The 12,600-nt window shown below is 66.9% G+C and carries 12 protein-coding genes; 9 read left to right on the forward strand and 3 right to left on the reverse strand.

From position 1 onward, the window contains the following. Nucleotides 1–3: 3 nt before the first annotated feature. Both JHC57_RS07460 and JHC57_RS07465 read right to left on the reverse strand, forming a co-directional pair. On the reverse strand, nucleotides 4–1,056 hold the full coding sequence (locus tag JHC57_RS07460; protein WP_294029379.1) for an ACP S-malonyltransferase: 1,053 nt from the start codon (nucleotides 1,054–1,056) through the stop codon (nucleotides 4–6). Beyond that, a complete protein-coding gene (locus JHC57_RS07465; protein ID WP_294029380.1) occupies nucleotides 1,053–3,254 on the reverse strand; it encodes an alpha-ketoacid dehydrogenase subunit alpha/beta in 2,202 nt (733 codons plus the stop codon). The genes JHC57_RS07460 and JHC57_RS07465 overlap by 4 nt, the downstream gene beginning before the upstream one ends. A 166-nt stretch (nucleotides 3,255–3,420) precedes the next feature. Between JHC57_RS07465 and JHC57_RS07470 the strand changes: the two genes are divergently transcribed. From JHC57_RS07470 to JHC57_RS07505, 8 genes are read left to right on the forward strand one after another with little or no spacing between them, the layout of a single operon-like run. Beyond that, nucleotides 3,421–4,119: a DUF4129 domain-containing protein gene (locus JHC57_RS07470; RefSeq protein WP_294029381.1), complete on the forward strand. Its 699-nt coding sequence runs from the start codon at nucleotides 3,421–3,423 to the stop codon at nucleotides 4,117–4,119. After that, nucleotides 4,116–5,351, forward strand: coding sequence for a DUF4350 domain-containing protein (locus JHC57_RS07475; protein ID WP_294029382.1), 1,236 nt, complete (start codon nucleotides 4,116–4,118; stop codon nucleotides 5,349–5,351). Before JHC57_RS07470 ends, JHC57_RS07475 begins: the two co-directional genes overlap by 4 nt. Then, the gene (locus JHC57_RS07480; RefSeq protein ID WP_294029383.1) at nucleotides 5,341–6,306 is read left to right on the forward strand and encodes a MoxR family ATPase; all 966 of its coding nucleotides are present in this window, start codon (nucleotides 5,341–5,343) and stop codon (nucleotides 6,304–6,306) included. The genes JHC57_RS07475 and JHC57_RS07480 overlap by 11 nt, the downstream gene beginning before the upstream one ends. Continuing rightward, nucleotides 6,303–7,619, forward strand: a complete 1,317-nt coding sequence (locus JHC57_RS07485; protein WP_294029384.1) for a DUF58 domain-containing protein — start codon at nucleotides 6,303–6,305, stop codon at nucleotides 7,617–7,619. Before JHC57_RS07480 ends, JHC57_RS07485 begins: the two co-directional genes overlap by 4 nt. Then, the gene (locus tag JHC57_RS07490) at nucleotides 7,616–8,656 is read left to right on the forward strand and encodes a stage II sporulation protein M (RefSeq protein WP_294029385.1); all 1,041 of its coding nucleotides are present in this window, start codon (nucleotides 7,616–7,618) and stop codon (nucleotides 8,654–8,656) included. The genes JHC57_RS07485 and JHC57_RS07490 overlap by 4 nt, the downstream gene beginning before the upstream one ends. Then, the gene (locus JHC57_RS07495) at nucleotides 8,653–9,522 is read left to right on the forward strand and encodes an RDD family protein (protein ID WP_294029386.1); all 870 of its coding nucleotides are present in this window, start codon (nucleotides 8,653–8,655) and stop codon (nucleotides 9,520–9,522) included. Before JHC57_RS07490 ends, JHC57_RS07495 begins: the two co-directional genes overlap by 4 nt. Further along, on the forward strand, nucleotides 9,509–10,195 hold the full coding sequence (locus JHC57_RS07500) for a nitroreductase (protein ID WP_294029387.1): 687 nt from the start codon (nucleotides 9,509–9,511) through the stop codon (nucleotides 10,193–10,195). The genes JHC57_RS07495 and JHC57_RS07500 overlap by 14 nt, the downstream gene beginning before the upstream one ends. A gap of 2 nt (nucleotides 10,196–10,197) precedes the next feature. Further along, nucleotides 10,198–10,704 (forward strand): hypothetical protein, encoded by a 507-nt coding sequence (locus JHC57_RS07505; protein ID WP_294029388.1) that lies wholly within the window; start codon nucleotides 10,198–10,200, stop codon nucleotides 10,702–10,704. Nucleotides 10,705–10,889: 185 nt separating this feature from the next. Here JHC57_RS07505 and JHC57_RS07510 read toward each other — a convergent pair whose 3' ends face one another. Then, a complete protein-coding gene (locus tag JHC57_RS07510; RefSeq protein WP_294029389.1) occupies nucleotides 10,890–11,324 on the reverse strand; it encodes a hypothetical protein in 435 nt (144 codons plus the stop codon). 107 nt (nucleotides 11,325–11,431) lie between these two features. On the opposite strand from JHC57_RS07510, the gene JHC57_RS07515 reads away from it, so the two are divergent. Further along, nucleotides 11,432–12,600, forward strand: a 1,169-nt coding sequence (locus JHC57_RS07515) for an ATP-binding protein (RefSeq protein ID WP_294029390.1), incomplete at its 3' end; no start/stop codon positions are given.

Raw genomic sequence — 12,600 nt, forward strand, 5'->3', positions numbered from 1 at the left:
GCCCTATTGCTGTCCGGCCACGAGCGCGCGCTGTTCGGCCCGGCCCATCGAGAGCAGGATCGGGTCGGTCGCCTGCCGCGCCATGAAATCCGCCTTGCTCGCGATCCCCTGCCATCCGATGCCGATCAGCGACTGGCCGATCGCGCCGCCCAGCGTGTCGCCCGGCCCCGGGAGGATGACGACGTCGGGCGCGAACTCCCTGACCGCGACCTGCACCGACAGCGCGAAATCATAGGGCGCGAGTATCTGATGGCCGAAGGTATAATCCCGAACGGCATGCGGATCGGAGGCGAAACGCCGCCAGATATGGCCGCGGCCGTCGACCATGGGGATCGCGGGCGCGCCAAAGAGCGAGGCGGGCAGTTCGGCCTTCGCCTTGTCCGAGCTGCCGAACATCAAGGGCGTGTGAAAGGGACCGTGGCCCGCGAGCCGGAGCGGGTCGCGGCCGGGCATCGGCGGCGTTTCCGCGAGAAGCGCGGCAAGGCCTTCCTCGTTGCCGGCGAGGACGAGCATGCCGCCGAGGTCGATCGACAGGGCGAGGTCGTGACCGGCGCGCGCGGCGATGGAAGCGACGAGCGCCAGAAGCTGGTCGCGCAGGCCCGGAACGGGGCGCCAGTCCTCGTCGACCACTTGCAGGAGAATCTGCCCGCCGGGGCCGTGCGTCTGGCTGTTGAGCCCCATCGCGTTCGAAATGCGGAAACCGTCTTCGACCGACACCGCGCCGCCCAGTGCGAGCGCGCTGTACCAGCCCATCGAATTGCCCGCGACGGCGACGATGTCATACCGGTCGCGGTCGATCGAGAGATAGTCGAGAGCGGTCGCGGTATAGATCAATGGTGCGGCGACATCGCCGCGCATATGCGTCGCGACGCTGAAGCGGTCGGCGCCGTCGAGTTCGGTGACCGTCGGCTGGCCGCGCTCGCGACGCTGCGCATCGAAATTCGCGATCAGCTCGCCGAAGCGCGCGCCGTGGAGCCGCGCGATGCTGCCGAGCTCGCCCTTCCCATAAGTGCCGCGGCCGGGGGCGACGACAAGCGCGGTCTTGCGCGCGCTCATGCGAGCAGCTCCTTCGCGGCGGCATGGATGCTGTCGCGGCTCGGCAGCGTCAGCGTCGCCGCCTTGCCGAGCGGGATGAAGCTGTCGTCGGCAGCGATGCGCGCGAGCTTCTTGCCCGGGGTGCGTTCGACGAAGGTCTCCATCAGCGCCTCGCTCTGCGATCCGGTAATGCGGCATTCGTCGACGATCAGGATGCGGCTGGCGTCGCCGACCGCGGCAACGAGCTTTTCCTCGTCGACCGGACCAAGCCAGCGCAGGTCGATCACGCGCGCCTTGATGCCGTCGGCGGCGAGCAATTTTTCGGCTTGCCGCGACAGGTAATAGCCATTGCCATAGGTGACGATCGCCAGGTCGGTTCCGTCGCCGTGCACGCCGACATCGCCAAAGCGGATCGGCGCGCCTTCGCCGGGGGCTTCGTAGACGCTTGTCCACAAGCCATCGCCCTCCTCGTGAAGGTCGCGGGTCATGTAGAGTGCGATCGGTTCGACGAAGACGACGACGCGCTGTTCCTCGCGCGCGAGGCGGACGCATTCGCGGAGCATCGCGACGGCATCGCGGCCGTTCGACGGCACCGCGAGAATGACGCCCGGAATGTCGCGGAAGACCGCGAGGCTGTTGTCGTTGTGGAAATGGCCGCCGAAGCCCTTCTGATAGCCGAGCCCGGCGATGCGGATGACCATCGGGTTGGTGTATTGTCCGTTCGAGAAGAAGCTCAATGTCGCCGCCTCACCGCGAATCTGGTCCTCGGCATTGTGGACATAGGCGAGGAACTGGATCTCGGGCATCGGAACGAAACCGTTATGCGCCATGCCGATCGCGAGCCCGAGGATCGCCTGCTCGTCGAGCAGGGTGTTGACGACGCGCGCCGAGCCGAAGCGCTGATGCAGTTTCGCGGTGACGTTGTAGACGCCACCCTTGGGCCCGACATCCTCGCCCGCCACGATGATCTCCTCATGCGCGAGCATCAGGTCGGCGAGTGCCCAGCTCAGAAGCCGCGCCATATGCATCGGCTTGTCCATCTGGCCCGCATCGCTGCCGAACATCGCCTTGCGGTCCTCGTCCGAAGGGGTATTCGGCCGGACCACGTCGCGTTTGGGCGGGATCAGGCTGTCCATCACGTGGGCGGGCGTGGTGATCTTGGGGCGAAGGATCGCCGCCTCGGCCTGCCGCGCGAGCGTCGCGCCGATTTCCTCATAGGTCTCGGCGATTTCGGCGGGGCTCATCCAGCCATGTTCGGCCATCAGCGCAGCGCCGGCGAGCAGCGGATCGCGCGCCTCGTCGGCCTCGATCAGGGCCTTCGGCAGATAGGCGCCCTGCACGTCCGACCCCGCGTGACCGTAAAGACGCACAGTCGCCATGTGGAGGAAGACGGGCTTGCGATATCGCCGCGCATGGTCGGCGGCTTCGCACGCGCCGGCATAGGCCGAGACGAGGTCGGTGCCGTCGCATTTGATGTAATGGAGACCGGCGCGGTGGCGGAACTGCGCCTCGATCCACCCGGTCGGGGTGCGCGTCGAGATGCCGATGCCATTATCCTCGCACAGGAAGATCAGCGGCATCGGCGACCCCTGGAACGCCGCCCAGCCCGCAGTGTTGAACGCGCCCTGCGCGGTCGAATGGTTCGCCGAGGCATCCCCGAAGCTCGTCAGCACCACGGCGTCGTCGGGGAGCGGCAGTCCCGTCATGCCGAGGCGGCGCGCGATGCCGATCGAGAAGGCGGCGCCGACCGCCTTCGGCAGGTGCGAGGCGATCGTCGAGGTTTGCGGCGGGATCGCGAGCGGTTTCGAGCCGATCACCTTGTGCCGCCCGCCCGAAATCGGATCCTCGCTCGACGCCGCGAAGCTCAGCAGCATGTCCCATGTCGGCGTCCCGCCCGGAAGCTGGCGCGACCGGTGGAGCTGGAAGGCGTTCGAGCGATAATGAAGGAAGGCCATGTCGGTGACGCGCAACGCCGCGGCGACCGCGGCGTTGCCTTCGTGCCCCGACGATCCGATCGTATAGAAACCCTCGCCGCGTGCCTGCAGGTGGCGCGACAGCCGGTCCATCTGGCGGCTGGTCAGCTGCGACAGGAAGATGTCGGTGGCATCGGCGCGCGACAGCCCGACCGCGACGGGATCGGGCAGGTCGGCGCGGCCGGGCAAGCGCCCTTTCGCCAACGCGCCAAGGAATTTCTCATGTACCGCCTGCGCCGCGTCCACCTGTCTCTCCTGTCGCGCGGCCCATGGTTGCAAACGCAACGATCAGGCCGATTTTGCCGCGCGCTAGAACGGGGCGGTTTCGCGCGCAAGCATCTCTTGCCTTGCCGCGCCCGCTCGCGCTACCACCATATTCGATGCACGATCGGGGCGGGGCCATCTTTTCAACATGATATCCTTGTGGATCGCCCAGGCATCGGCCGCGTCCGAACCGCCCAGCCAGGGTTGGCTGCTCGATCCCGAGCTCGTCGACCCGGGTTATAGCCAGACAATCGCGGGCGGCGAGATCCAGACCGCCTTTCCGCCGCCCCCGCCTCCGCCGTCGCCCACACCCGAATGGCTGAAGTCGCTGCTTCAGGGGATCGGCGATTTTTTCGAATGGAGCGCACCCGCGGCCAAGCCACTGATGTGGATAGCGGTTGCGCTGATCCTCCTCTTCCTTCTCTATCACTTCGTCCCCGCCTTTGCGCGCTGGGTCGACAATATGCGTTTCGGACGGAAAGGCGACGGCGGCGAAGCCGACGATCATATCGGACAGGCCGAAGCGGGCGCGGCGCGGGCGCTGCTCGCTGAAGCCGACGCACTCGCCGCCGAAGGCCGCTTTGCCGAAGCCGTGCACCTGCTCCTCTATCGCAGCGTCGAGGATATCGAAGGGCGCCGCCCCGGCCTCGTCAAACCCGCGATGACCTCGCGCGACCTTGCCGAAGCGCATGATCTGCCGTCGGTCGCGCGCGGCGCGTTCAGCCGCATCGCGCGCGCGGTCGAGATCAGCCTGTTCGGCGGACGCTCGATCGACGCCGGGGCGTGGGAGCAATGCCGCAGCGCCTATGCCGAGCTGACGGTGCCGAAGAACTGGGCACGCGCATGAACGATGCCGCCGCCAACGACCATGGCTTCAACCCGCGGCTGATCGCGGCAGTGGTGGCGATCGGCCTGATCGCCTTCGTCGCGCTCTGGGCGCTGATCGCACTCGGCCCGCAGATCAGCAGCGGCAACGACGGCGGCGGCCATGCGCTGTCGAAGGCGGCGCCGGGCTATGCCGGCATCGTCGACCTCGCCGAGCGTGCCGGCGCCGATGTCGAGCTTCGCCGCAGGGTCGAGACGACGAAATATGAGGAGTATGAGCCGCTGCTCGTCCTCACGCCGACGCATCGCACCCGCGCACCCGAGATCGCCGAACTGCTCGACGCCGGGCGCAGCGGCCCCGTGCTGATCGTGCTACCCAAATGGCAGACGATAGCGATCCCGGGACAGACGCCGAAACCTGGCTGGGTCAGCGCGGGATTGCCGGTGCGGCCCCCCGCGAGGATGCTGCCACCGGCCCATTTCGGTACGGTCGAGATCAAGGCGGCGTCGAGCAAGGCGCAAGAGGTCCCGGCACGTCTCGCGGGCCGCAGCTTCACCGCCCGGCTGCCGCGCGACGTCCAGACGATCACGGGCGAAAATCTCGAAACGCTGATCGCGGGCCCCGGCGGCGGCGCGGTACTCGCGCAGGTCGGCGCGCGCGACCTCTACATCCTTGCCGATCCCGACCTCATCAACAATTTCGCGTTTGCCACACGCGAACGGGCAGTCGCAGGGGCGGCGCTGATCGACGCGATCGCCGAATATGCCGACGCCGACGGTTTTGCGTTCGACGTGACGCTCAACGGCTTCGGCGGTCAGCGCTCGCTGCTCCGCTTCGCTTTCGTTCCGCCTTTCATCGGCATCACGCTCTGCCTGCTGGCAGCGGGGCTGCTTGCGCTGTGGCAGGCGTGGATGCGCTTCGGCCCCGCCCTGAGGCCCGGGCGCGCAATTCCGGTGTCGAAAGCGGCGCTGATCGCGAACAGCGCCGACCTGATCCGGCAGGCGCGGCGCGAACTCGACGGCGCCGACGCCTATGTGAAGAGCCAGCGCACCGCGATCGCGCGGCGGCTGCACGCCCCCGGCGGGCTCGACGATGCCGAGACCGACGCGTGGATCGACCGGCATCTGAAGAAGGGCAGCGATCTCTTCTCCGCGCTCGCGCGGCGCCTGCCGCTCGCGCGCAACACGCATGAATTCCTCGCAGACGCACAGGCGCTGCACGATATCAGGAAGGATCTACTCCGTGACAGCTAATCCCGTGGAAAGCGTCCAGGCGCTCGGTGCCGCGATCGAGGGCGAAGTCGCCAAGGTCGTGTTCGGGCAGGGGCCGCTGACGCGCATGGTGACGATCGCCCTCCTCGCGGGCGGCCACGTCCTGCTCGAAGGCCCGCCGGGGACGGCGAAGACCTTGCTCGCACAGGCGTTCGCCCGCGCCACCGGCCTCGACTTCGGGCGCATCCAGTTCACCCCCGACCTGATGCCCGGCGACATTCTGGGGTCGAACCTGTTCAACTTCCAGACGTCGAGCTTCACCCTGACCAAGGGGCCGATCTTCACCGAGCTGCTGCTCGCCGACGAAATCAACCGCACCCCGCCGAAGACGCAGGCCGCGCTGCTCGAGGCGATGCAGGAACGGCGGGTGACGATCAACGGCGAGCCGCACGCGATGAGCCCGCGCTTCACCGTGCTCGCGACCCAGAATCCGATCGAGCAGCAGGGCGTCTATCCGCTGCCCGAGGCGCAGCTCGACCGTTTCCTGTTCAAGCTGGTCGTCGATTATCCCGACGCCGCCGAGGAGCGGCGCATCGTCGCCGATCATGGCGGGCGCTTCAAAAGCCCCGCGGTTGCCGATTTCGGCGTGACGCAGGTCGCCGACGCCAAGGCGATCGGCGGTGCGATCGACATCATCGCGACGGTGCGGCTCGCGGAGGAAATCGTCGATTATATCGTCCGTCTCGTCCGCGCGACCCGCGAGAGCGCCGACCTCGAATGCGGCGCGTCGCCGCGCGCCGCGACCCTGCTCGCGCGTGCCGCCTGCGCGGCGGCGGCGCTCGACGGACGCGACTATGTGATCCCCGACGATATCCAGCGCCTCGCCGCGGGGGTGCTCCGCCATCGCGTCATCCTGTCGGCGGCGGCCGAGATCGAGGGGCGCAATGTCGAGCAGGTCGTCGCGACGCTGCTCGAACGCGAAGAGGTGCCGCGTTGATCTATCCGACCCGCCGCGCGATCTATCTGCTGCTCGCGGGCGCTCCGATGGCGCTCGCGCTCGGGCTGATCCGGCCCGAGCTGTGGCTGGTCGCGCCCGGCTGGATCGGGGTGATCATCGCCTGCCTGATCCTCGACACGATTGCGGGGGCGAACCCGCGCCACCTGAACCTCGACGCGCGCTTCCCGCATCAGGTCGGCGTCGGCGACCCGTTCGACCTGTCGCTGACCGCGAGCGGCCGCGGCGTCCCGCCAAGCGCCGGGATCGCGCTCGCACTCGACGAACGGCTTGCCGAAGGGGGACGTCTCGCCGGCGACATGCGACGTGCCGGCACGGGCGAGACGCTCGTCCGCACGCTTGCGCTCACCGCCTCGCGGCGCGGGCAGGCGCGCGTCGAGGCGCTGTGGGTGCGCTGGGCGGGGCCGCTCGGACTGGTGTGGAAGCAGCGCAAATTCGATATCGGCGGCGCGATCCATGTCGTCCCCAGCCTGCGCGCGGTCACCGACGAGGGCAGCCGGCTGTTCCAGCGCAACAGCTGGTTCGGCCTGCGCCAGCAGCGCTTCCGCGGCGAAGGCACCGAGTATGAAGCGCTCGCCGAATATCAGCCGGGGATGGACCGGCGCGCGATCGACTGGAACGCGTCGGCACGCCACGTCAAACTGCTCGCCAAGGAATATCGCGTCGAACGCGACAATCGCGTGGTGCTGGCGATCGACAGCGGGCGGACGATGGCCGAGCCCGTCGGCGGCATGCCGCGCGTCGACCGCGCGGTGTCGGCGGCGCTGCTGCTCGCCTATGTCGGGCTGAAGATGAACGACCGGGTCAGCCTCTTCTCCTTTGCCGCAAAGCCGCACGCGTTGACCCCCGCCTATATGCACACGCAGGATTTCCCGGCGCTGCAGCGCGCCGCGAGCCTGATCGACTATGCGCATGTCGAAAGCAATTTCACCCTCGCGCTGACCACGCTGTCGGCGCAGCTCAACCGCCGTTCGCTGATCATCCTGTTCACCGAATTCACCGACGCGACCAGCGCCGACCTGATGATACGCGCCGCCGGGCGGCTGGTGCAGAAGCACCGCCTGCTGTTCGTCGTGATCCGCGACGAGGAAGTCGAAAGCGAGGAACGGCGGCGACCCGAGACCGGCGCCGACGTCACGCGGTCGAACGTCGCCGCGGCTATGCTGCGCGACCGCCAACTGGTGATCGCGCGGCTCCAGCGCCTCGGCGCCGATGTCATAGAGGTGCCCGCCGACGCGATGGGCGCGAGCGCGGTCGAGGCCTATCTCGGCATCAAGAGACAGGGCAGCCTGTGATCCCGCCTGCCGCCCCTGCACGGGCCGTCGACGCCCCGAGCTTCTCGACGAGCCGTTTCCGCGCCGAGCGCGAGGCCGACTGGATCGCCTTCGACCTGTTGCTGACCAAATTGGAGAAAAAGGGCGCGAAAGCACTGGCCAGCGACGAGCTGCTGCAACTGCCCCTGCTCTATCGAGCCACGCTGTCGTCGCTGTCGATCGCGCGCGCGACGAGCCTCGACAAGGCGCTGCTGGATCATCTCGAAGCGCTGTCGATCCGCGGCTATTTCCTCGTCTATGGCGTTCGGGAGAGCCGCTGGAACCGCCTCCGCCGCTTCTTCCTCTATGACTGGCCCGCTGCGGTACGGTCGGTGTGGAAGGAGACGCTGGTCATTTCGCTGATCATCCTGCTCGGCGCACTGACCAGCTATTCGCTCGTATCGAGCAACCCCGAATGGTATTTCAACTTCGTCGACGAGGAGATGTCCGGCGGACGCGATCCGCGCGCCACCGCCGAATTCCTGCAAACGACGCTGGGGCATGGCAAGGCGGCGGCGGAAAAGGACGAAAGCGGGCTGCACGTCTTCGCAACCTATCTGTTCACCCACAACAGCCAGGTATCGATCCTGTCCTTCGCGCTGGGTTTCGCTTTCGGCATCCCGACCATGATGCTCGAATATTATCAGGGCATCGGGCTCGGTGCGATGATGGCGGTGTTTTCCGCCAAGGGGCTGGGGTTCGATTTCGGCGGCTGGCTGTTCATCCACGGCACCACCGAACTGTTCGCTGCTGCCCTGTCTGGCGCGGCGGGCCTTCGGATCGGGACCGCAGTTGTCTTTCCCGGCGCGCGCGGGCGATTGCAGGCCGCGGCACAGGCGGGGCGCACCGCGGGCAAGGTCATGGTCGGCGTGATCCTGATGCTGTTCGCGGCGGGGCTGCTCGAAGGCTTCGGGCGCCAGCTGATCACCGACACGATGCTGCGCTATGCGATCGGTACGCTGATGCTGCTCTTCTGGCTCGGCTATTATTACATTCCGCGTCGCGAGGATGTGACATGACCGCGGCGGCCGCCAACGCGAAGCAGCGTGCCGCAAAGGCAAAGAAAATCCGTCAGTTCGTGACGCCCGAGGGCGTCGATCTCGAGCTCAGGATCGCGAGCGCGGGGCTGCGCTTCGGCGCGCTGCTCGTCGACATGATATTGATCCAGCTTGCGCTGCTGCTTTTCTGGTTGCTGATGCAGTGGATCGGCTTTGCCTCGCGATCCGACGTTACCGAGGTCGTATGGATGCTCGGAGCGTTTCTGCTTCGCACCTTCTGGTTCATCGGCTTCGAGCTTGGTTCGCGCGCCGCGACACCGGGCAAAAGGCTGATGGGCATTCGCGTCGTCGCGCGCGATGGCGGGCGCCTGACCGCAGACGCGGTGGTGGCGCGCAATCTGATCCGCGAGCTCGAACTGTTCCTGCCGCTGATGATGCTCGGCGCGGGCGCCGCCGGGGACATGGTGTCGGGATGGACCATGCTCGCCGGCCTGCTCTGGGCACTGACCCTGAGCCTCTTTCTGCTGTTCAACCGCGACCGCATGCGCATGGGCGATTTGATCGCGGGCACCTGGGTCGTGATGGCCGAGCGTGCGAAGCTCGACGCCGATATCGCGACCGACGCAGCAGGCACCGCGATGACGTTCACCGAGACCGAACTCGCCGTCTACGGCATTTTCGAGCTGCAGGAGCTCGAGCGTGTCCTGCGCGGTCGCGATCCGCGCGCGATGCGCGAGGTCGCCGACGCGATCCGGGCGAAGATCGGCCGCCCCGTCGCCGAAGAGGATGACGTCTTCCTCCTTTCCTATTACCGCCAGCTGAAAGCCCGGCTCGAACGCAAATTGCTGTTCGGCAAGCGTCGAGAGGATAAATATGCCAGCGACTGATATCGGCGTTACCGACGCGCTCCACGCGCGCCGCTCGGTGCGCGCCTTTACCGACAAGCCCGTCGATCCCGCGCTGCTCAGGGAGATTTTCACCGCGGCGCAGCGCGCGCCATCGGGCGGCAATCTCCAGCCGTGGCAGGCGACGGTGCTCACCGGCGAACCGTGGGCGGCGGTCAAGGACGCGGTCGCGGCGCGCATCGCGATGGGGCGCGACGGGCAGGAGCCCGAATATGATATCTATCCCCGCGCGCTCACCGCGCCCTGGACCGACCGGCGCTTCGGGGTCGGCGAGGCGCTCTATGCATCGCTTGGGATCCCTCGCGAGGACAAGGCGGGGCGGCTCGCTCGGTTCATGGACAATTACCGGGGCTTCGGCGCACCGGTGATGCTTTTCCTCCATTGCTCGCGCATCATGGGGCCACCGCAATGGTCGGACATGGGCATGTGGCTGCAATCGGTGATGCTGCTGCTCGTCGAACATGGCCTCGCCAGCTGCCCGCAGGAATGCTGGGCCATGTACGGCGCGACGATCCGCCGCACGCTCGGGCTGGACGACGGGCAGATTTTGTTCACCGGGCTCGCGATCGGCTATGCCGATACCGACGCGGCAGTGAACCGGTGGCCGGTGCCGCGCGCGCCGCTGGGCGAAGTGATTGATTGGCAGGGATTTTGACGATGATCAGCAAGCAGTCGGGTTTTCGCTACGCCATCGCGGGCGCGCTGATGCTTGTCGTCGCGGGCTGCACCGCGATCCCCCAGCCCGCAGCACCGCCGCCCGCACCACAACCGGTCGCGCCGGCCCCGACGCCCGCACCCCTGCCGACTCCGAGCGCCGGTTGGGAGGATCGCACGGTCGACGCCGGCGCATGGCGTTACGACAGCGGCAGCCGCACCGCGGCGTTCCTTCCGGCGGACGGCGCCAGCCCGCTGCTCAGTATGACGTGCGTCGGGAACGGCATTCGCATGACCTCGACGCTCGCGGGCAATGTCAGCTTGCGCACCAGCGCCGGGACCGACCAGATCCGCTTCGACGGCGGTAGCGCCAACCTCGGCAGTCGTGATCCCCGGCTCGACCGCATCGCCTTCAGCCGCGGCCGCTTCGCGCTCGAAACACCGGGCGGTGGCGCGCTGACGCTGCCGGTGCAATCGGAGATCGGGCGGGTAATCGAGGATTGCCGCTAAACTCCTCCCTGTCTCGCAGGCACGGGGAGGATCCGAAAGATCGCTTTCCTACATTATCCGGCTGTGTCAGCCTGACCGCTGGCTCTTTGGATCGTCGATCATCACTCGCGCGCCCATCCATCTTTTGTCGCCTTAAGGCCACAAAGGACACAAATCCGATGCGCGCATGCGGGGCTTTTGTGGCTTTAACCGCCGAGCTGCACCGTTCCGCCCCTGATCCAGCCCCAGCGGCAAGGCCCCTGATATTCGCGGGCGTTCTGCACCGATTTGCCGACGCCGCACATGTCGGCATCGGTGCCGGGCGCGGCGAACACGATGCCGAACCAGCTGTCATTCTCCGCCGCCTCGCACAGCGAGACATTCGCGCCGCCGGCGAGCTTCGCCTTGACCGCGCGCGTCTCGTCCGGCGCCCAATAGACGTCGGTGCCACCCGCCTTGACGCGGCTGATGCTCGAACAGGCGGGCAGGCTCGGCCCCTCGGTCCCGATCATCACGGCGCGCGTCGCGAGCGGTTCACCCGCAACGACAGGGGCGTTTTCGGCTGGCGGCGCCGGCTGGCTGCACGCGGCGAGCGAAAGGGTGAGGACGGCGGCGAGGGGTGAGGCGAGACGTTGTTTCATGAATGCGAAACTAGCCGTCGCGGCGCCCCCGCGCAACGCTCGTCACCACAGGTGCAAGAGCCGCATTTTCGCTTGGGTTTTACCGCCTCCGACCCTATATAATCGCTATGACAGACACCCCCGAGAACAGCGCGCCCGAAAGCGCCCCGAAACAACCCAACGCAAATGCCTATGGCGCCGATTCGATCAAGGTTCTGAAGGGCCTCGACGCCGTGCGCAAACGGCCGGGCATGTATATCGGCGACACCGACGACGGGTCGGGCCTGCATCACATGGTATTCGAGGTTTCGGACAATGCGATCGACGAGGCGCTCGCGGGACATTGCGACCTCGTCCTGATCACGCTGAACAGCGACGGATCGGTCAGCGTCGAGGACAATGGCCGCGGCATCCCGACGGGCATCCATGCCGAGGAAGGGATTTCGGCGGCCGAGGTCATCATGACCCAGCTCCACGCGGGTGGTAAGTTCGAGAACACCAGCGACGACAATGCATACAAGGTATCGGGCGGCCTGCACGGCGTCGGCGTCTCGGTCGTCAACGCGCTCAGTGAATGGCTCGAACTGACGATCTGGCGCGATGGCGAAGAGCATTGGATGCGCTTCGAACATGGCGATTCGGTCGCGCCGCTGAAGGTCAACGGCCCCGCGCCTGCGGGCAAGAAGGGCACGCGCGTGACCTTCCAGGCGTCGACCGAGACGTTCAAGAACGTCACCGAATTCGATTTCGAGAAGCTTGAGCATCGTTACCGCGAGCTCGCCTTCCTCAATTCGGGCGTGCGCATCAAGCTCGTCGATGCGCGCCACGCCGAACATGAGACGCACGACCTCTTCTACGAAGGAGGAATCGCGGCGTTCGTCAAATATCTCGACCGCAACAAGAATGCGCTGCTGCCCGATCCGATCGCGATCAGCAGCGAGCGCGACGGCATCGGCATCGACGTCGCGCTCGAGTGGAACGACAGCTATTATGAAAATGTCCTCTGCTTCACGAACAACATCCCGCAGCGCGACGGCGGCACCCATCTTGCGGCGTTCCGCGCCGCGCTGACGCGCACATTGAACGGCTATGGCGAAAAGTCGGGGATGCTGAAAAAGGAAAAGGTGTCGCTGACCGGCGAGGACATGCGCGAAGGCCTGACCGCGATCGTCTCGGTCAAGCTGCCCGATCCCAAGTTCAGCTCGCAGACCAAGGACAAGCTCGTCTCCTCCGAAGTGCGCCAGCCGCTCGAAAGCCTGATGGCCGACCGGATGACCGAATGGCTCGAGGAAAATCC

Origin of the sequence: Sphingopyxis sp., from assembly GCF_016463645.1 — a bacterium.
Lineage (GTDB): Bacteria > Pseudomonadota > Alphaproteobacteria > Sphingomonadales > Sphingomonadaceae > Sphingopyxis.